This is a genomic window from Alexandriicola marinus (genome assembly GCF_004000435.1).
In the GTDB taxonomy this organism is placed as follows: Bacteria; Pseudomonadota; Alphaproteobacteria; order Rhodobacterales; family Rhodobacteraceae; genus Alexandriicola; species Alexandriicola marinus.
The window spans coordinates 300,191-319,021 of sequence record NZ_RBVZ01000002.1 but is presented as its reverse complement, the minus strand read 5'-3'; the positions used below and the strand labels follow the sequence as shown (position 1 = coordinate 319,021).

The following is an 18,831-nucleotide window of genomic DNA, read 5'->3' as shown; positions in this document are numbered from 1 at the left end:
CAGCGCCGGCGAGCCCTAAAAATGACTTTCCTCTAACAAACGTCCGCCTTCTTACTCGGCGGCCACGGTTTCGGTCGGGCGATCCGGATCGGCCAGAGATACAATGTCGGCCATTATGGTGTTCAACTCGAAATCTTTCGGTGTGTAAACCTCGGAAATGCCCATCTTGCGTAATTCTCGGGCATCTGCTTCCGGAACGATCCCGCCGGCCACGACCGGAATGTCCGACAAACCCGCCGAATTAAGTGCCGCGATCAGGTCGCGGATCAATGGCATGTGCGATCCCGAAAGTATCGAAACGCCGATGACATGAGGTCTCACCTCTTTGGCGCGAGCCACGATTTCTTCAGGAGTTAGGCGAATTCCGTCATAGGAAATGTCCATTCCGCAATCGCGCGCGCGGGCTGCGATCTGTTCGGCTCCGTTGGAATGTCCGTCAAGGCCCGGTTTGCTCATCAGGAACGTCAGGCGTCGGCCAAGTCGGGCGCTGACGGCATCGACACGTTCACGCAGTTCCTCGAGCCCCTCTGTCCGGTTCGATGGATTCGGGCTGAGGCCGGTCGGCGCACGGTATTCGCCGAACTCGGCCCGCACGACGCCCGCCCACTCGCCTGTTGTCACGCCGGCCTTGGCGCAAAGGATCGACGGCTCCATGATGTTGCGTCCATCGCGCGCGGCTGCCCGCAATTCCCCAAGGGCGCTGGCCACAGCGGCCGGGTCGCGGGCCTCGCGCCACGCCGACAGGCGGCCAAGCTGATCGGCCTCGGCCTCGGGGTCGGCCGCCATTGCGATACCGTCCCCCGTGACCAGAGGAGAGGCTTCTCCGGCCTGCCATTTGTTGACGCCGACCACGACGGTTTCGCCGTTTTCGATTGCGGAAATGCGCGCGGCGTTGCTTTCGACAAGGCGCGACTTCATGTATTCGATCGCGCCGACGGCGCCGCCCATGGAATCGATCTGCGCCAGTTCCGCCCGGGCCCCGGCTTTCAACTCCGCGACTTTGCGATCGACCGCCGGATTTTCATCGAAAAGGTCGTCGTATTCCAGAAGGTCCGTTTCATAGGCCAGAATTTGCTGCATCCGCATAGACCATTGCTGATCCCATGGCCGGGGCAGGCCAAGGGCCTCGTTCCATGCCGGCAATTGCACAGCCCGCGCCCGCGCTTTCTTTGAAAGCGTAACGGCCAGCATTTCGATCAGGATGCGATAAACGTTGTTTTCCGGCTGTTGTTCCGTCAACCCGAGGGAGTTGACCTGAACGCCGTAACGGAACCTGCGAAACTTCGGATCGGTGATTCCATAGCGCGTTTCGCAGATTTCTTCCCAAAGCTCGACAAAGGCGCGCATCTTGCACATCTCGGTGACAAAACGGATGCCCGCGTTCACGAAAAACGAGATTCGGCCCACCATTGCCGGGAAATCGGCTTCATCGACTTTGCCGCGAAGATCATCAAGCACCGCCTGTGCCGTGGCGAGGGCGAAGGCCAGTTCTTCCTCCGGCGTCGCGCCGGCTTCCTGCAGGTGATAGGAACAGACATTCATCGGGTTCCACTTGGGCAGGTGCACCCGTGTATAGGCGGCGACGTCGGTGATCATCCGCAAGGAAGGCTCTGGCGGGCAAATATATGTGCCGCGCGAGAGGTATTCCTTGATGATATCGTTCTGAACCGTTCCCTGAAGCTTCGAGATATCGGCGCCCTGTTCTTCGGCCACCGCGATGTAAAGCGCGAGAAGCCACGGTGCCGTCGCGTTGATCGTCATCGAGGTGTTCATCTTCTCGAGCGGGATCTGATCGAAGAGGGTCCGCATGTCGCCCAGATGCGCCACCGGCACGCCAACCTTGCCGACTTCGCCACGCGCGAGGATGTGGTCGCTGTCATAGCCTGTCTGGGTCGGCAGGTCGAAGGCCACGCTCAGCCCGGTCTGCCCCTTTTCGAGGTTTGACCGATACAGCGCGTTTGAGGCGGCTGCGGTCGAGTGGCCGGCATAAGTCCGGATAAGCCAGGGGCGGTCGCGTTCAGTCATTGTCCTACCTCGAAAGAGCGGAGGGTAATTTTATTACTCGGATTGAAGCCCTAGGGAAATTTTGTGCCGCTGTCAATTCGCTGCGCTGCGGCGTTGTGGAAATGAGACACCGACTTGCCACAACAGCCGTGCAAGCCGCGCCGCTTCGGTCTTTACCACTGATGGGAATGCTGCAAGCGTCGGGACATGTTTCGCAGTGTCACCCTGCCGCTCTGGCTCCTGATCCTGATCCTTCTTTTCGCCGCGGTGACCTTCGCGTCGCACTTTCTGTTTCCCTCTGTCCGGTGGTTTTTCCGCAAGCGGGCAGAGCGGCTGGTGGCCCGTCTGAACGAACGGCTGGACCGACCGCTCGAGCCGTTCAAGCTGGCCCGCCGGCACGACATGATCCAACGCCTGATCTATGATCCTTCTGTCGCCGAAGCGATCGTTGAATATGCGCGGGAAAAGGGTGTGCCCGAGAATGTCGCCTTTGAAAAGGCGCGCGATTATGCCCGCGAGATCGTGCCGTCCTTTTCCGCGACCGCCTATTTCACCATCGGCACACGGCTCGCACGGTGGTTGTCGAAATCGCTCTACCGCATCCGGCTAGGGCAGTTCGACCGAACCAGCATGGACGGGGTTGACCGGGACGCGGCGGTCATCTTCGTGATGAACCACCGGTCGAACATGGACTATGTTCTGGTGACCTATCTGGTCAGTCGGTCGTCAGCCCTGTCCTACGCCGTCGGCGAATGGGCGCGTGTCTGGCCGCTGTCCAGCGTCATCCGGGCCATGGGCGCCTACTTCATCCGGCGCCGCAACCGTTCGGCGCTCTATCGCCGGGTTCTTGCGCGATATGTTCAGATGGCGGTCCGAGGCGGCGTGACGCAGGCGTTCTTCCCGGAAGGCGGGCTAAGCCTCGATGGCCGGACCGCAGAGCCCAAGCTTGGTCTTCTGAGCTATATCGTCGAAGGCTGGAGCCCGGACGGCCGTGACGTGATCTTTGTGCCCGTCGCGCTGAATTACGATCACGTGCTGGAGGACAAGTTCCTTATCGCCGCCGGCAAGAGTGGAAGGCGCCGTTTTCGCCCACCGATCGGGACGGTGCTTCGTGGGCTTGGCGGGCACTTTGCCAAACGGCTGACCGGCCGCTTTCGGGGGTTCGGCACGGCGTCGGTCGGGTTCGGGCGGCCTGTCTCCCTGTCTGCGCTGATGGCCGATGGCCCGGTTTCGCTCGAAACGCTCGGCACCGAGTTGATGCAGGAGGTCAAACGCGTGGTCCCTGTCCTGCCTGTGCCCCTTGTCTGCACCATATTGCGCGCGCACCCGGGCCTCACCGACCAGGAAATCGAAGAGAAGCTCGCGGCCCTGCTGGAGCGCCTGAAAGAGACCCAAGCCAATCTCCCTCAGCGAGAGGTTGGTGAAATCAAGGATGATGCGCTTCGGATCCTGTCGGATCGGGGCCTGATCCGCCGCGACGGCGCGGCCATCTTCGTTGCCGACGGGGCCGACGATATCGTGGATTTCTATGCGGCTTCGATCGCGCAGCACATGCCTGAACCCGGCCCTGCCGCCGATCCTCAGCGACTTTCTGCGCCAGCAAAGTAATTTTATTACGTTTTGAGCCTCACATCTATTGCAAAGTTGCGAAGTGATTTATATCACCGTGGCAACGAACCCGATTCTGCACCGCAGCACGCCGCACAGGGTGGACCCAATGGAGACTGACATGGCCCTCGATCAAGACATCCCGCAGCCCACCGCCGCGATCAAAGACCTTTATGCGGTCGGTGAAATGCCGCCGCTGGGCCATATACCGGCCAAGATGCACGCCTGGACGATCCGTCGCGAACGCCACGGTGAGCCTGAACAGGCCTTCATGGTCGAAGAGGTCGACGTGCCAAAGCCTGACAGCCACGAAGTGCTGGTGATGGTCATGGCCGCGGGCGTCAATTACAATGGCGTCTGGGCCGCGCTGGGTCAGCCCGTCTCGGTCTTCGATGTCCACAAGGCGCCCTATGCGATCGTGGGTTCGGATGCGTCCGGGATCGTCTGGGCCGTCGGGGACAAGGTCAAGCGCTGGAAGGTTGGCGACGAGGTTGTGATCCACTGCAACCAGGACGATGGCGACGACGAGGAGTGCAATGGCGGCGACCCGATGTATTCGCCCTCGCAGCGGATCTGGGGCTACGAGACCCCGGACGGCTCTTTCGCACAGTTCACCTGTGTTCAGGCACAGCAGCTCATGCCGCGGCCCAAGCATCTGACATGGGAAGAAAGCGCCTGCTACACGCTGACGCTTGCCACTGCCTACCGGATGCTGTTCGGGCACGAACCCCATGACCTCAAGCCGGGTCAGAACGTTCTGGTCTGGGGCGCCTCCGGCGGACTGGGATCCTATGCGATCCAGTTGATCAATACGGCAGGTGCCAATGCGATCGGCGTCATCTCGGACGAGGACAAACGCGACTTCGTGATGGGTCTGGGCGCGAAAGGCGTCATCAACCGGCGTGATTTCAATTGCTGGGGCCAGCTGCCCACGGTCAACACGCCAGAATACAAGGAATGGTTCGACGAGGCCCGCCGCTTCGGAAAGGCGATCTGGGACATCACCGGCAAGGGCGTGAACGTCGACATGGTGTTCGAACATCCCGGCGAAAGCACGTTCCCCGTCTCGACCTTCGTGTGCAAGAAGGGCGGCATGGTCGTGATCTGCGCAGGCACCACCGGGTTCAACTGCACCTTCGACGTCCGCTATATGTGGATGCATCAAAAGCGCCTTCAGGGCAGCCATTTCGCGCATCTCAAGCAGGCCAGCGCCGCCAATAAGCTGATGCTTGAGCGGCGCCTTGATCCCTGCATGTCGGAGGTCTTCGAATGGGCGCAGATCCCCGCCGCCCATACCAAGATGCGTCGCAATGAACACAAGCCGGGCAACATGGCCGTTCTGGTGCAGTCGCCCAAGGTTGGGCTGCGGACCTTCGAAGACGCGATCGCCGAAGGCAATTGACGCCCCTCAGCCCTCCTCGGCCGAAAGGGTGAGGGGGGCTGCCGGCGCCGACAGATCATCGATTGTCAGCGGCTCTTTCGGTTTGGCCAGCATGGATCGCACGACCCAGCGCAATTCCCGTTCCGCGCGGGTGATCGCCACATAGGTCAGCCGTTTCCACAACGGCTGACCGGCCTCTACCCGTCCCATCCGGGCCGCGGCATAGATGTCGGGCGCAAAGACCTGCACCACACCCCATTGAGAGCCCTGCGCCTTGTGGATCGTGACCGCCGCGCCGTGCAGGAACGTGGCCCCCATCCGCGCGGCGAATGGAATGAAGGGTTCTTCGTCGGCTTCCTGTTCGATCTTGACGATCGAGGCTGCCGATATCTGCGGGTCTTCGGCGCCAAAGACATGAAGCCTCGAGAATCCAGGCTTGCGCCCGGGCCCCAGATAGATCGCTTGCGCCCCCTTGATCAGGCCCCGCGCCTCGAGGTCGAGCCGCTTCTTGCGGTGTTTCAGGGGCAATTCGATCCCGTCGCAGATCAGGGGCTCGCCCGGCAGCAATTCGTCCGACGGCGCGTCATAGGCCGCGCGAAAGGCATGGATCAGGCGGATCCGCGTGGCGTTGCGCCAGACCAGAACCGGGGACCGGGCCATCAGGTCGGCCTCGACCCGCTGGGCGACCTGCACCCGCTCATCCCGGGTCGCGATATCGCGGACCATATCCTCGAACCCGGCGAAATCGAGCGCGGGATCGGCCAGCGCATGCGCCAGATCGAGGATCGGGTTGTCAGCCGCCTGTCGATGCACGCGATGCAACTCGATCTTTCGGCTGTCGGGCAGCGTTTCAAAGACCATGCCGCCTTCGGATTGAACGGGTGGCAGCTGGGCCGGATCGCCAAACAGGATCAGGGTCGGGAAAATCTCTTGAAGATCCTCGAACTGGCGCGCATCCAGCATCGAGCTTTCATCGATGAAGCCCACGTCCAAAGGCTCTTCGCGCCGTTTCCATCCGGTGATGAAATCCGATCCCCGAAGTCCCGCCGCGGCCAGAGCTGCCGGCACCGAGGTGTTGATCTGGTACGAGGCCCAGGCCCGGTCGAGCGCGGTGTCGGTCAGGCCCTCGATCTCGGGCCGGTCGCCCTGACCTGCCAGCCATTCGGCGATCTTTTCGTATTCCGGGTCATAGACCGGCGTATAAAGGATGCGGTGGATCGTCGTGGCCGGAACGCCGTGGCCCCGCAGGACGGAAGCCGCCTTGTTCGTGGGCGCCAGAACAGCCAGCGTGCGGCGATCCTTCTTGCGCCGTCCCTCCCAGTCGCCCGAGACGATATCGACGCCTGCCTCGCTCAGGGCCTTGGTCAAAGACGCCAGAAGCATGGTCTTGCCCGACCCGGCCTTGCCGATGATGGCCATGGTGCTTTGCTTGCCGGTCCGGGGTGAACTGAGAAGGCTGTCATCCAGATCGATGCCCGCCTCGCGCAGCGCCGAGGTCGCCATATCCCAGGCTTCGGCCTGGTCGTCGGACAGGGTGGGAGACAGCGCGATATTCATGGGCGCGACCCTAGCCGCCCCCACGGTCCAAGGCCAGCGGTGCTAGCCTGTCAGGGCCATTTCCCTGACCTTTCGGCCAAAGCTCTGCTCGAACCAGCGTTCGGATTGCTCGGGTGTGAGACCGGCACGGTCCAGCACCCGCAGCCGGTCGGCGGCATCGTATTCCCACAGGCCGACGGCAATCCTGTCGCGCCCTGAACCGGCCTCGCCCAGAATGTCGGGCGCAGAGCCGATCATGCGGTAGATCCGTTTCATCCTCTGATCGAAGACACCAACGAAATGGGTCACGTCGAAGGCGCGCATCAGCTCCCCCCCGCCGGCCATCAGGGCGCCCGCGATCCGGCCGCCCGCCTCGGGGGCAAGACAGAACCGCGTGCATTCCCAGATGAACGGGCTCTGGATCGCGGCGCCGTCGGTCAGGCCGAGGAAATGATCGTTGATCATCGTCTGGCCGGTCGTCGGCAGAAAGCGCATCGACCCGCCGTGTCGGCCGGATGGCGTCTCCCAGATCACATAGAGGGGGTCGAGGCCGTCATATTCGTCCTGTTCCCAGCCATTCGGATCAACCGTCACCTCCCAGCCCAGCCGGTCGCGGAACTGGGTCGCCCGATCGCGGAACATAGTGTCGGTAAGCCGGGGGTGGTCAGACAGGTCCGACCCATAGACATAGCGCAGCAAGATATCGCTCCCTGTTCGACGCGTTAAGCAGGGGAACGGTAGGTTCGGCTAGGTTAACAGCCTGCGAATGCACAGCGTGTTGCGCGTCGGGGAAGGCGGGATTCAGCTTGGGGTGCGGCGCCCGGGCCAACCGCCGTCGGCGGCCCTCGACGTGCCGCCCACGACGATCAGACCTTCGGTTATGGCCCGGGTGATCGCATGTGTCGTGTTGGCGGCGTTCAGCTTGAACCGGGCGCTTTCGATATAGGCGCGCAGCGTATGTTCCGAGATTGACAGCATGTCGGCCACCTGACCGCGGCTGTATCCCATCGCGAGGAATGTCAGCGTATCCACCTCTCGGGGAGACAGGGATTTGATGGGTTCCGGCGCGCGGGCGTGTTCCAGTTCCAGCGCCTTGAGATTGAAGTAATGCGCGATCAGGATGAGTTCCCGCTGATGGGCGAGCGTGAAGGCATCCCATGCCTCGTCGTCGCAATCATGCGACACCGTGAGAAGCGCGAACTGGCCGTTCGGCCCGCGGACGGGGATCGAAAAGCCCTGTCGCCCGACACCGTAGTCCCGGGCCTCTGCCTGAAAGGCGCGGGCTGCCTTGGATGACCAGTCCAACTTGCGCCAATCGACCGGGTGGAACCGCTGAAAGCAGCCGATCACGACCGGATCGACACGAAGATAGTCCTTGTCGACATAGCGTTGGGCCCATTCGGGGCTGTATGTGCCGCAGCCATACTGCTCACCGTCGGACGACACCCAGTGATAGACGATGTGATCGACGCCATACTGATCCCGAAGGTGGAGGATCAGCGTCTGGATATCCTCAAGCCCCCGGGCGCGTTCCACGTCGATCAGGTAGCCTTCGAGGTCCAGCGCCATTCACATATAGCCCGACGGGGGCTCCCTCCTTCACCGGTCCCGCCTCTTCGAGTGCGACCTGCACGGTCTGTCCGATATGCTCCGCAAGGCGGTGCAGGTCGTTCTTGACCGCGTAGGTTCGCAGGTCGTCGAGTACGTCGATCATCCATCTATGTCCCATGTTCACTCTCTGCTTCGAAAGTTAATGAAGTATTAACAACCTATGGTAGCATCTTGGGTGTAAAGGATCTCTTCGCGCAATTCTTCCCACCGGATCTGGGGGGGCAGGGCATCTCAGCGCTTGAGCGCTGAAAACACCTTCGACGCGCTCCAGCCTGCGGCGATCGCGATGGCCAGCGACATGAGCCCGTAGAGGAGCGGCTGGCTGCGCGACAATGCGAACAGCCATTGGCCGATCCCGACACGGCGCACTTCGATCGGTGTCCTGTAGACATCGACGACTTCGCCTTCGCGGGTCAGAAAGATGCGGGCCTCGTAGTGACCCTCGGTCAAGTTGGCCGGCAGCGATACATTGGTGTGAAAAAGCGTCTGCTCCTCAAGGTCGACGCCATTCTCGATCAGCTTGTAGAGCCCCGATCTTTCGCGGATCCGGATCAGCGCCTCGCTGAAGGCCTCTGAATCGGTGATGTTCATCGGTGCGCCACGCGACCGGACGGCACGATCGATCGTGATGTTGTGGCGGAGGTTCTCGGTATTGGTGAGGACCTCGTCCAGCGGGCCCGATGTCGTCACCGCATAGAAACTCGGGGCCGCATCGACCTCGACCGCATCGGTATTCACCCAGATGCCGAACCGCCGTTCCTTGCGGCGCACAACGATAGGCGACGACGGGCCCTCGACCGTTATGACGACCGAAAGCGGTCTTTCCGCATCGATCGGCGTTTCACGCTGGATCGCACCAAAGATCAGGATCTCGTCGCCTTCGAACGTGGCGGTGATCGCGACTTCGTCCTGGCTCAGCCCGAGGACGACCTGTTCGGCCCGCGCGGGCAGGGTCGCCAGAAGAAGACACATGATCGCGATCAGGCGCATCAGTGATCCGAAGCCCCCAGAGTATAAAGCTCCTGCGGCTGGATCAGCAGATCAAGCGCCAGCTTTCCGCAGACCACCAGAACGATCCCGGACAAGAGGATGCGCAGCTGTTCGGCCTTGAGCCGCAACCCGATCCGCGTTCCGATCTGTGCGCCGATCACGCCCCCCACCAGAAGCAGGACGGCCAGAACGATATCCACGGTATAGTTCGTGGTCGCGTGCAGCAGTGTGGTAAAGGCGGTGACAAAGATGATCTGGAACAGCGATGTTCCGACCACGACCTTCGTCGGCATGCCGAGGATATAGATCATCGCGGGCACCATGATGAAGCCGCCGCCCACACCCATGATCGCGGCAAGTATCCCCACCAGAACTCCGACCAGCAGCGGCGGGATGACCGAGATATAAAGCCCCGAGACCCGGAACTTCATCTTGAACGGCAGGTTGTGGACCCAGTTGTGCCGCCGGCGCTTTGGCGCACCGCCGCGCGCGGTGTTGCGCAAGGCCCGCAGACTTTCGAGAAACATCAGCCCGCCCACGATGCCAAGAAAGGCGACGTAGCAGAGGCGCACCAGCAGATCGACCTGTCCCAGAGACTTGAGGTAGTTGAACACCACCACGCCAAGGGCCGCTCCGAACAGGCCCCCGATCAGAAGCACGGTGCCCATCCGAAGATCGACCGTTCGTCGTTTGAAATGTGCAAGAACGCCCGAGAATGACGAAGCCACGATCTGGTTCGCCTCGGTCGCAACTGCGACCGCGGGCGGGATACCGACAAAGAAAAGAAGCGGGGTCATCAGGAATCCGCCACCCACGCCGAACATGCCCGACAGGATGCCCACCAGTCCGCCCAAGCCAAACAGAAGAAAGGCGTTTACCGATACTTCGGCAATGGGCAGGTAGATTTGCATTCGGTTTCCCGTTCCTTCCTTCCCAAGAAACACCCCATGACCGCGAGGTCCAGCCCCCAGTCCGGAGTTTTTGATCAGTCCAGATCGCGAAGCGCGCCGCGCAGGACCTTTTCGAGCCGGGCTGCACCGATCGGTGCCATCGCCTTGGTATGCTCGTGGCTGATGGCCTCGTCGCTCATGCCTGCGGCCATGTTCGTGATGGTCGAAATCGCCGCCGTGCGCAGGCCCAGAAACCGGGCGAGGATCACTTCGGGCACGGTCGACATGCCCACCGCATCCGCGCCCAGCATCCGGATCGCTCGGATTTCGGCCGGTGTTTCGAACGACGGGCCGGAATACCACGCATAAACCCCGTCATGGAGCGTCTCGTCCGCAGCCTGAGCCGCAGCGTGCAGCCTGCGGCGCAGATCGGCGTCATAGGCCTCGGTCATCGGAACAAAGCGGTTGTCGGTGGGCTCCCCGATCAGGGGGTTCAGACCAGAGAAGTTGATATGATCGTTCAGGCACATGATCGACCCGGTCGGCATGTCGGGTCGCATCGACCCCGCCGCATTCGTCACGATCAGTATCTCCGCCCCCAGCGCCTTGAGAACCTCCAAAGGCCGGCGCATCGCCGTCGGATCACCCTTTTCATAGTAATGCGCGCGACCGCCCAGAACGGCGACCTGCTGGCCCTCTAACGTGCCGACGACAAGGTTCGGGTTGTGCCCCGAAACACCTGCATGGGGAAAGCCCGGCAGATCGGCATAAGAGATCGCGGTTCCGTCGACGGCGTCGGCCAGATGCCCCAGCCCTGACCCAAGGATCATCCCGATCCGGACGGGCGCGTCGCCCGCGCGCCCGCGTATCGTCGCGACAAGCTCGTGGACATCCATTCTAGCGTTCCTTCACATAGGCTTCGCCACCGGCGCGCGGTGGGATCGCCTTGCCGACAAACCCCGCCAGAACGACGACCGTCAGGATATAGGGCAGCGACTGGGTCAGCTGCGTGGGCAGCTTGATGCCCGCCGAAAGGCTTTCGGTCCCGAAGACCACCGCAACGGCCACGGCCAGAAGCACGACGGCGAAACCGCCAAGAACGACCATGTCCAGACGGGTCCGCCGGATGGCGTAGAACAGCATTCCCGCGGCCAGCGCCACGCAGATGATCACGAACCACAGGGCCGGCATCTGGATGTTCTGGAACCGGTTGTCGATCGCGAAGAAGAAGCCGAACAACAGGCAGGTGCCCATCGCATACCACGGCCGCCATTTCGCGAAGATCAGCGCCGCCAGCGCGATAAAGCCCCGGTTTGCCGTCATGTCCTTGGTAAAGCCCGCCTGAAGCGCGGTCGACAGATACGCACCGGCGATGCCGCACAGGATGCCCGCGATGGCGACCGCGGCAAAGCGCAGCCGCACGACCGAAATACCGGCGGTATCGACGGCGGCCGGGTTTTCACCCACAGCCCGAAGCCTGAGGCCGAACCGGGTTCGGTAGAGGATCCACCAGCTCAGCGGAACGGCGAGAAAGCCGATATAGACGATGATCGTGTGGCCCGAGATCAGCTCCGAATACAGCTGCGCCATGGGCGAAGCTTCCATGATCTCGCGCATCCGCGACAGGGCGCCGGGCAGGACAATCGGCTCGAACCGTGCGGACCCCGAAAGCTGGGGTGTCCGGCTGCCCTGGCTGAACCAGCTTTGCGCCACGACAACCGTGAGACCTGCGGCAAGGAAGTTGATCGCAACCCCTGAAATCAGCTGATTGCCCCGGAACGTGATGGAGGCAAGCCCGTGGATGATCGACAACAGGATCGAGATCGTGATCCCCGCCAAGAGCCCGATCCATGCCGAGCCAGACACGAAGGAGATCGCGGCCGCAAGAAAGGCCGCTGCCAGCATCTTTCCCTCGAGGCCGATGTCGAAGATGCCCGCACGTTCCGAGAACAGCCCCGCGAGGCAGGCAAGCAGAAGAGGAATGGCAAGACGGATGGTCGAATCGCCGATCTGGATGATCGTCAGGAACTCCATGATCCTACTCCGCCCCCCTCGTCGATCGGGTGGCGGCAAAGACCCGCTCCAGCGGCCAGCGCACCAGATTGTCGAGCGCGCCTGTGAACATGATCACCAGCGCCTGGATCACAATGATCAATTCGCGCGGGATCGAGGTCCAGAGCGCAAGCTCTGCGCCGCCCTGATAGAGGAACCCGAAGAGGATCGCGGCCATCAGAACGCCCACCGGGTGGTTTCGGCCCATCAGGGCCACGGCGATCCCGATGAACCCCGCCCCCTCGACCGCGTTCAGGACCAACCGTTCGGCCTCGCCCATCACGTTGTTGATCGCCATCATGCCGGCAAGCCCACCCGAGATCAGAAGGGTAATCATGATGATCCGGTTGGGGCTGATCCCGGCATAGCGCGCGGCACTTTCGGAATGGCCATAGGCGCGGATTTCATATCCCAGCCGGGTGCGCCAGATCAGGAACCAGACCAGAACACAGGCCACCAGCCCGATCAGAAGCGTCACGTTTACCGGGGTGGACCGGAACAGATCCGATCCGAACAGCCCGGCGATATCATTGAGCGTCGGAAGATGGGCGGGTTCGGGAAAGCTGGCCGTTGCAGGCTCCATCTGGCCCGAGGGTTTCAGCTGGTTGCCCAGAAGGTAGTTCAGAAGCCCCGAGGCGATGAAGTTGAACATGATCGTCGTGATGACGATATGGCTGCCTCGCGTCGCCTGAAGATAGGCCGGGATCGCGGCCCACAACGCCCCGAATAGCGCGGATGAGGCGGTTGCGAACAACAGCGCCAGCGTCCAGTGCGGCCAGGGAATGTACAGACAGATCAGGGCGACACCAAGGCCGCCCAACATGGCCTGCCCCTCGCCCCCGATATTGAACAAACGGGCGTGGAAGGCGACTGCGACGGCCAACCCGGTAAAGATGAAATTCGTCGCGTAATACAGCGTATAGCCCCACCCGTAGGAGGAGCCGACCGCACCCGACACCATCAGCTTGAGCGCGGCCCAGGGGTTTTCCCCGATCGCAAGGATCACGATGGCCGAGATGATCGAAGCCAGGAGAACCGAAATCAGCGGGATCAGGACAACATCGGCCCAGGCAGGCATTTTCTGCATTACGACTTGGCTCCCATGGCAAGACGCATGTCCTGTCGGTTTCGGCACTGGATTTCAGGGAACATGATCATCTTCAATCTCCGACCTCGGCGCGGCCGACGCCGGCATTGGCAAGGTTTTCCTCGATTTCCGCGACGCTGTGAGGCCGGTCGGTATCGGTGATCCCGGCCATCAAGAGGCCCAGCTCCTGCGCGTTGGTCTCTTCGGGCAGGCGTTCGCCCATGATCTGGCCATCGAACATCACGGCGATCCGGTCCGACAGGGACACGATCTCGTCGAGTTCGACGCTGACCAACAGGATCGCCTTTCCCTGATCACGCAGCGCGACGATCTGCTGGTGGATGAATTCGATCGCCCCGATGTCGACGCCGCGCGTCGGTTGCCCCACAAGCAGGAGGTCGGGGTTCCGCTCGATCTCGCGGGCCAGCACGATCTTTTGCTGGTTGCCCCCCGAAAAGCTCTTGGCCATGAGTTGGGGATTGGGGGGGCGCACGTCGAAGCGTTCCATCTTCGCGGCGGTTTCCTCGCGGATCGCGTTGTTGTCCATCAGAAGACGGGATTGCTGGTAGGCCGGATCATGGTGATAGCCGAAGGCGGTATTCTCCCATGCGAAGAAATCCATGATCAGGCCTTCGCGCTGCCGGTCTTCGGGGACATGGGCGATGCCCCGGGCGCGGCGCGACTGGCCATCGGAATGCGCGCCCGACAGGTCGATTTCCTGTCCGTTGACGCGGATCGTGCCGGTGGCCTCCTCATATCCGCCCAGCACCTCGAGCAATTCGGACTGGCCATTGCCCGCCACGCCGGCAATGCCGAGGATTTCGCCGGCCCGAACGTCAAAGCTCACGTTCTTCAGCCGGTGCACGCCCTTGTCGTCCGTGACGTTGAGGTTGCGCACCTCGAGGACCTTTTCACCGGGCTTTGCCGGCACTTTCTCGACCCGCAAAAGAACCTTTCGCCCGACCATCAGCTCGGCCAGTTCCGGTGGCGATGTGTCGGCCGTCTTGACCGTTGCCGTCATCTCGCCCCGGCGCATGACGCTGACCGTGTCGGTGATATCCATGATCTCACGCAGCTTGTGCGTGATCAGGACGATGGTCTTCCCCTCGGTCTTCAACCGTTCGAGGATGCGGAACAGCTGATCGGCCTCTGCCGGTGTCAGAACGCCGGTCGGCTCGTCCAGGATCAGGATATCCGCCTGCCGGTAGAGCGCCTTGAGGATCTCGACCCGCTGCTGCATGCCGACGCCGATATCCTCGATCACCGCGTCGGGATCGACGTTCAGCCCGTATTCTTCGGCCAGCGATTTCAGCTCGTCCCGTGCCTTGGCCAGCGACGGACGCAAAAGCGCGCCGTCCTCGGCGCCGAGGATGATGTTTTCCAGAACGGTGAAATTCTCGACCAGCTTGAAATGCTGGAACACCATGCCGATGCCGGATGCGATCGCGGCCTGGCTGTCGGGGATCTCGGTCTTCTGACCATTGATGAAGATCTCGCCCGCATCGGCCTTGTAAAACCCGTAAAGGATCGACATCAGCGTCGATTTTCCGGCGCCGTTCTCGCCGATGATTCCGTGAATGGTTCCGGGCATGACCCGGATCGAAATGTCCTTGTTCGCCTGAACTGGGCCGAAAGCCTTTGAAATGCCTTTCAGCTCGATGGCTGGCGCTGCGCTCATTCAGGGGCTCCCATGCCGGCGAAACCTACCATTTCGTCAATCCTGCCGGCATCGTCGACGCGGACGAAATACTGGCCGTGTTGCACCATGTCGGACCCGTCCGGCCCCGTGCCGCCGAATGCGACCGTCGCGCGAACCATGTCGGCCGTGGCGCTGGAGGCGACGACCCGCGCCGACCAGCCCGGCGCATTCGCACTGAACGCGGCGACATAGGCGCCGATCTCGTCCGGTCCCGTCAAGACGCCCGACGACCGAGGATCCGCATACCGCGCATCTTCGGCAAGGGCCGCGTGGATCGCGGCACCGCGTTCCGTGTCATCGCTCATGGCCCAGGCCGAAAAGAAGGTGTGGATGGCGGTCGTCATGGCATCGGTCTTTCCCGAAACAAGACTGCGCCGGTCGCCCGGCGCAGTCTCTGCGTCATTGTGGCCCGATCAGAAGGTCAGGGCCGGGCAGCTTTCGTCGGAGGTATAGTCGTGAACCGACAGTTCGCCCGCGGCGATGGCCGCGGCGGCCTCGTCGACGGTTGTCTGCATCTCCGCAGTCACGAGATCGGCATTGAACTCGTCCAGCGCATAGCCTACGCCTTCGTTCGCGATACCCCAGACTTCAAGACCGGTGGGCACGTCCATGCCAGCGGAGAAGCTGTCATAGACGGCGTTGTCCACGCGCTTCATCATCGAGGTCAGAACCTGACCCGGATGCAGGTAGTTCTGGTTGGCGTCGACACCGATCGACAGGATGCCTTCGTCGGCGGCCGTCTGAAGCACACCGATACCGGTGCCGCCGGCGGCGGCATAGACGACGTCGGCGCCCTGGCTGATCTGGCTCAGTGTCAGTTCGGACCCCTTGACCGGGTCGTTCCAGGCCGCGGGGGTGGTGCCCGTCATGTTGGCGATGACGGTGGCGTCACCGTTGACGGCAACAACGCCCTGGGCATAGCCGCAGGCAAACTTGCGGATCAGCGGGATGTCCATGCCGCCGACAAAACCGACAGTGCCGGTCTCGGAGGCCATCGCGGCCATCATGCCCACGAGGTAGGAGCCCTCATGTTCGGAGAAGATGATCGAACGCACGTTCGGCGCGTCGACCACACCGTCGATGATGACAAAGCTGGTATCCGGATAATCGCCTGCCACTTCGGACAGCGGCGTCGCGAAGGAGAAGCCCGCCATCACGATCGGATTGTTGCCGGCCTCGGCAAAGCGGCGCAGGGCCTGCTCGCGCTGTGCATCCGACTGAAGCTCGACCTCGGCGAAGGAACCGCCGGTCTCTTCGGCCCAGCGGGTTGCGCCGTTGAAAGCGGATTCGTTGAACGATTTGTCGAACTTGCCGCCAAGGTCGAAAATGACGGCCGGGTCGGCGAGCGCGGCACCGGCGGTCAGGGCCAGCGCGGCAGATGCGCCGAGGAATGTCTTCATAAGGCTCATGTGTGTCTCCCAAGGACTTCGGTAAACGGGGACTTGTCCCCGCTGTTTCAAGCCTGCCTTGTTCGCAGCCGGGGCCGCGCGGCAGTCCATGTCTGAATAAGGCAATGGTGGGGCAGGGGGGTCAACCGATTCTTGGCTGTCACGGGGCTGCCCTTGCGGAAGTATTCATCATTCGCACTCGCTTTCAGCGCCGATGACGCGTTCCATCATGATGGCATCGACGGGCGCGCGCCCGTCCCGTGAGAAATATCCCCGCCGTGTACCGATCCGGGCGAAGCCCTCGCCCGCATAGAGCGCAAGCGCCGGTCCGTTGTCCCGCGCCACCTCGAGGAACAGCCGGTCGCAGCCCGCGTCACGGGCTATGTCCATGAAATCGCGCAACATGGCCCGGGCCAATCCCTTGCGGCGGGACCGCGGATCAGTCGCCAGTGTCAGTATCTCGGCCTCGCCCGCGATCGCGCGGCCCAGAAGGAACGCACCGTCGCGGGTGACAAGATGCACACCGCGCCCTGACAGGAGGGCCGCGAACTCGTCGGGCGACCATCCCCGTTCTGAAGCGAAGGCCCGTCCATGCAGCTCTGACATCGCCTCGGGCGTCATGGGTCGAGGATGACCGGAGGGGGTCCGATGGCGGCGCTGCGTCTGCGGGCCGGACATAGAGCGGGGCCGGTCGTCCGACGCTGACCGTTCCGTCCGATAGCCGCCGTGCCGCCACCCGGGCGATTCGGTCGGCCCGGTCAGGCATGTTCGTCGGTTCCACGTCGATGGCATCCAGTTCCAGAAGACGTGCAAGCTCAGATGCGCGGTGGCCAACGACTGTCTTGGCGCGGCCCATCGGCAGATCGTCCGGCGGCTCCGAGGGATTGATCAGCAGGGGATCGCTGGCGGGCTCCCCTCGAATCAAGAGCTGCGCATAGGCCCGGTCGCGTGGGGCAGGCAGGAGAACGAGAGACGCCTCGGCGTCCTGATCCAGCGCCACCACCTCGAACATCGAGACGCCCACGGCAGGGATACCAAGCGCCAGCGCCAGCCCCCGCGCTGTCGAGACTGCGATCCGCGTTCCCGTGAAGTTTCCCGGCCCGATACCTACGGCGAGCGCATTCAGACCGCTCCATTCTGCCCCGGCCGTCGCGAGGCACTCCTCGAGAAGCGGGATCAACCGCTCGGCCTGACCGCGTGACATGTCTTCGCTCACGGAGCACATGACGTCCTCACCGCGCAGCAAGGCCGCGGCGCAATACTGGCCGGAAGTGTCGAAGGCGAGGATCATGCGCAGGCTTATGGCGGGACTTGCCTCGCCGCGCAACGGGACCTGTTCTTCCCGTGCCGGGGCCCCGACATGAAAAGGGCCACCCGATGACGGATGGCCCATGGCATGAGTTTCAGCGCGAGAGGGTCAGGCGGCGACGGGCCGCACCTCGACCACTTCTGGGATGTAGTGGCGCAAGAGGTTCTCGATCCCCATCTTGAGCGTCAGCGTGGACGATGGACAACCGGCGCAGGCCCCCTGCATATGCAGATAGACGACGCCGCGATCGAAGCCGTGAAAGGTGATGTCGCCACCGTCCTGCGCCACGGCCGGGCGGACCCGCGTGTCGAGCAATTCCTTGATCTGGGTGACGATCTCGGCGTCTTCGCCGCTGTGATCGGCGTGGCCAGAGGCCGCCTGTTCACCCTCGATGACGGGTTGGCCCGACTGGTAATGCTCCATGATCGCCCCCAGCAGGGCGGGCTTGATATGATCCCAGTCGATCGCATCGGCCTTTGTCACCGTGACGAAATCGGTCCCGAAAAAGACCCCTTCGACACCGTTGACTGCAAAGATGCGCCGCGCCAGCGGGGACGGGGCGGCAGCTTCGGCAGAGGCGAAATCAGCGGTTCCCATTTCAAGAACGGTCTGACCGGGCAGAAACTTCAGCGTGGCCGGGTTCGGCGTGGATTCGGTCTGGATGAACATGAGGTGCCCTAGCGTTTTTGTCAGGAAACTAATATGCGCCCGAGACGGCGCTGCGTCAAGACTTGGAACTATTCTAAACTAAGCGTGGGTCAATAGCCAGCGCCGCAGCCGTGCCTGTCAGGTGATCGCCTCGAGCCGTTCCTTGCTCAGGTCGCCCGGCACGATCGTGATCGGGATCGGAAGCGCGCCGGCATTCTTGGTCAGCTGCGTCACGAGAGGTCCGGGACCCTTGCGGCCGGTTCCGGCACCCAGAACCAGCACGCCGATCTCGGAATCCTCGCCGACATGGGCGATGATCTCGTCGACGGCTTCTCCCTCGCGGATCACCAGTTCGGGATCGACCCCCTGCTTGTCGCGCATCCACTTGGCGAAGACCTCGTAATGGGCGTGAATCCGTTCCCGAGATTCCTCGCGCATGACCTCACCAACGCCGATCCAGTGGTTGAATTCGTCAGGCGGGATGATCGACAGGATCGCAACCCCGCCGCCGGTCCGGGCCGCGCGCATGGCGGCGAACCGCATCGCGTTCAGGCACTCCCTGCTGTCATCCAGAACGACCAGGAATTTCCGCATGATCCCTCCACACTCCTGCACAGCTCACTCTGGC

The 18,831-nt window shown here is 62.6% G+C and carries 17 protein-coding genes and 1 pseudogene; 2 read left to right on the top strand and 16 right to left on the bottom strand.

Translation table 11 applies throughout. The annotated features are described in order from the left end of the window. Window positions 1–51: 51 nt before the first annotated feature. A pseudogene (locus tag EP376_RS07920) lies at window positions 52–2,037 on the bottom strand (methylmalonyl-CoA mutase family protein); the annotation flags it as partial. Window positions 2,038–2,211: 174 nt separating this feature from the next. On the opposite strand from EP376_RS07920, the gene EP376_RS07915 reads away from it, so the two are divergent. Both EP376_RS07915 and ccrA read left to right on the top strand, forming a co-directional pair. Then, window positions 2,212–3,612, top strand: coding sequence for a 1-acyl-sn-glycerol-3-phosphate acyltransferase (locus tag EP376_RS07915; RefSeq protein ID WP_127655024.1), 1,401 nt, complete (start codon window positions 2,212–2,214; stop codon window positions 3,610–3,612). A 121-nt stretch (window positions 3,613–3,733) separates the two neighbouring features. After that, window positions 3,734–5,014 carry a crotonyl-CoA carboxylase/reductase gene (gene ccrA / locus EP376_RS07910; protein ID WP_127655023.1) on the top strand — a complete coding sequence of 427 codons (1,281 nt, stop codon included), beginning with the start codon at window positions 3,734–3,736 and terminating at the stop codon, window positions 5,012–5,014. 6 nt (window positions 5,015–5,020) lie between these two features. Here the strand turns inward: ccrA and EP376_RS07905 are convergent, their stop codons facing one another. The 15 genes from EP376_RS07905 to EP376_RS07835 all read right to left on the bottom strand — a co-directional run bounded on the left by EP376_RS07905 (window position 5,021) and on the right by EP376_RS07835 (window position 18,797). Beyond that, complete coding sequence (locus tag EP376_RS07905; RefSeq protein ID WP_127655022.1) at window positions 5,021–6,550, bottom strand: ATP-dependent DNA helicase; 1,530 nt, start codon at window positions 6,548–6,550, stop codon at window positions 5,021–5,023. 42 nt (window positions 6,551–6,592) lie between these two features. Further along, window positions 6,593–7,228: an acyl-homoserine-lactone synthase gene (locus EP376_RS07900; RefSeq protein WP_127655021.1), complete on the bottom strand. Its 636-nt coding sequence runs from the start codon at window positions 7,226–7,228 to the stop codon at window positions 6,593–6,595. A 102-nt stretch (window positions 7,229–7,330) separates the two neighbouring features. After that, a complete protein-coding gene (locus tag EP376_RS07895) occupies window positions 7,331–8,098 on the bottom strand; it encodes a helix-turn-helix transcriptional regulator (protein WP_127655020.1) in 768 nt (255 codons plus the stop codon). Between the two features lie 273 nt (window positions 8,099–8,371). Continuing rightward, window positions 8,372–9,130, bottom strand: a complete 759-nt coding sequence (locus tag EP376_RS07890) for a TIGR02186 family protein (RefSeq protein WP_127655019.1) — start codon at window positions 9,128–9,130, stop codon at window positions 8,372–8,374. After that, entirely contained in the window at window positions 9,130–10,041 is a 912-nt protein-coding gene (locus EP376_RS07885; RefSeq protein ID WP_127655018.1) for a sulfite exporter TauE/SafE family protein, read from the bottom strand. The genes EP376_RS07890 and EP376_RS07885 overlap by 1 nt, the downstream gene beginning before the upstream one ends. Before the next feature lie 74 nt (window positions 10,042–10,115). Further along, window positions 10,116–10,916, bottom strand: a complete 801-nt coding sequence (locus EP376_RS07880) for a purine-nucleoside phosphorylase (protein ID WP_127655017.1) — start codon at window positions 10,914–10,916, stop codon at window positions 10,116–10,118. A gap of 1 nt (window position 10,917) precedes the next feature. Further along, window positions 10,918–12,054: an ABC transporter permease gene (locus EP376_RS07875; protein WP_127655016.1), complete on the bottom strand. Its 1,137-nt coding sequence runs from the start codon at window positions 12,052–12,054 to the stop codon at window positions 10,918–10,920. A 4-nt stretch (window positions 12,055–12,058) separates the two neighbouring features. Beyond that, entirely contained in the window at window positions 12,059–13,159 is a 1,101-nt protein-coding gene (locus tag EP376_RS07870; RefSeq protein WP_127655015.1) for an ABC transporter permease, read from the bottom strand. Between the two features lie 73 nt (window positions 13,160–13,232). Continuing rightward, entirely contained in the window at window positions 13,233–14,837 is a 1,605-nt protein-coding gene (locus tag EP376_RS07865; RefSeq protein ID WP_127655014.1) for an ABC transporter ATP-binding protein, read from the bottom strand. Further along, window positions 14,834–15,202 carry a nuclear transport factor 2 family protein gene (locus tag EP376_RS07860; protein WP_127655013.1) on the bottom strand — a complete coding sequence of 123 codons (369 nt, stop codon included), beginning with the start codon at window positions 15,200–15,202 and terminating at the stop codon, window positions 14,834–14,836. The genes EP376_RS07865 and EP376_RS07860 overlap by 4 nt, the downstream gene beginning before the upstream one ends. Before the next feature lie 69 nt (window positions 15,203–15,271). After that, window positions 15,272–16,267 carry a BMP family lipoprotein gene (locus EP376_RS07855; RefSeq protein ID WP_127655012.1) on the bottom strand — a complete coding sequence of 332 codons (996 nt, stop codon included), beginning with the start codon at window positions 16,265–16,267 and terminating at the stop codon, window positions 15,272–15,274. A 168-nt stretch (window positions 16,268–16,435) separates the two neighbouring features. Continuing rightward, entirely contained in the window at window positions 16,436–16,768 is a 333-nt protein-coding gene (locus tag EP376_RS07850) for a GNAT family N-acetyltransferase (protein WP_338068386.1), read from the bottom strand. Next, window positions 16,686–17,537, bottom strand: coding sequence for a tRNA (adenosine(37)-N6)-threonylcarbamoyltransferase complex dimerization subunit type 1 TsaB (gene tsaB, locus EP376_RS07845; protein ID WP_338068385.1), 852 nt, complete (start codon window positions 17,535–17,537; stop codon window positions 16,686–16,688). Before tsaB ends, EP376_RS07850 begins: the two co-directional genes overlap by 83 nt. A gap of 126 nt (window positions 17,538–17,663) precedes the next feature. Beyond that, window positions 17,664–18,224: a NifU family protein gene (locus EP376_RS07840; protein WP_127655010.1), complete on the bottom strand. Its 561-nt coding sequence runs from the start codon at window positions 18,222–18,224 to the stop codon at window positions 17,664–17,666. A 117-nt stretch (window positions 18,225–18,341) separates the two neighbouring features. Continuing rightward, window positions 18,342–18,797 carry a universal stress protein gene (locus tag EP376_RS07835; RefSeq protein WP_127655009.1) on the bottom strand — a complete coding sequence of 152 codons (456 nt, stop codon included), beginning with the start codon at window positions 18,795–18,797 and terminating at the stop codon, window positions 18,342–18,344. Window positions 18,798–18,831: the final 34 nt, after the last annotated feature.

What these genes read in the sequence shown, in the direction of transcription:
- ccrA (WP_127655023.1), top strand. Translation starts at nt 3,734, where the DNA reads ATGGCCCTCGATCAAGACATCCCGCAGCCCACCGCCGCGATCAAAGAC.
- EP376_RS07865 (WP_127655014.1), bottom strand. Translation starts at nt 14,837, where the DNA reads ATGAGCGCAGCGCCAGCCATCGAGCTGAAAGGCATTTCAAAGGCTTTC.
- EP376_RS07880 (WP_127655017.1), bottom strand. Translation starts at nt 10,916, where the DNA reads ATGGATGTCCACGAGCTTGTCGCGACGATACGCGGGCGCGCGGGCGAC.
- tsaB (WP_338068385.1), bottom strand. Translation starts at nt 17,537, where the DNA reads ATGATCCTCGCCTTCGACACTTCCGGCCAGTATTGCGCCGCGGCCTTG.
- EP376_RS07860 (WP_127655013.1), bottom strand. Translation starts at nt 15,202, where the DNA reads ATGACGACCGCCATCCACACCTTCTTTTCGGCCTGGGCCATGAGCGAT.
- EP376_RS07895 (WP_127655020.1), bottom strand. Translation starts at nt 8,098, where the DNA reads ATGGCGCTGGACCTCGAAGGCTACCTGATCGACGTGGAACGCGCCCGG.
- EP376_RS07840 (WP_127655010.1), bottom strand. Translation starts at nt 18,224, where the DNA reads ATGTTCATCCAGACCGAATCCACGCCGAACCCGGCCACGCTGAAGTTT.
- EP376_RS07875 (WP_127655016.1), bottom strand. Translation starts at nt 12,054, where the DNA reads ATGGAGTTCCTGACGATCATCCAGATCGGCGATTCGACCATCCGTCTT.
- EP376_RS07905 (WP_127655022.1), bottom strand. Translation starts at nt 6,550, where the DNA reads ATGAATATCGCGCTGTCTCCCACCCTGTCCGACGACCAGGCCGAAGCC.
- EP376_RS07835 (WP_127655009.1), bottom strand. Translation starts at nt 18,797, where the DNA reads ATGCGGAAATTCCTGGTCGTTCTGGATGACAGCAGGGAGTGCCTGAAC.
- EP376_RS07915 (WP_127655024.1), top strand. Translation starts at nt 2,212, where the DNA reads ATGTTTCGCAGTGTCACCCTGCCGCTCTGGCTCCTGATCCTGATCCTT.
- EP376_RS07890 (WP_127655019.1), bottom strand. Translation starts at nt 9,130, where the DNA reads ATGCGCCTGATCGCGATCATGTGTCTTCTTCTGGCGACCCTGCCCGCG.
- EP376_RS07870 (WP_127655015.1), bottom strand. Translation starts at nt 13,159, where the DNA reads ATGCAGAAAATGCCTGCCTGGGCCGATGTTGTCCTGATCCCGCTGATT.
- EP376_RS07855 (WP_127655012.1), bottom strand. Translation starts at nt 16,267, where the DNA reads ATGAGCCTTATGAAGACATTCCTCGGCGCATCTGCCGCGCTGGCCCTG.
- EP376_RS07885 (WP_127655018.1), bottom strand. Translation starts at nt 10,041, where the DNA reads ATGCAAATCTACCTGCCCATTGCCGAAGTATCGGTAAACGCCTTTCTT.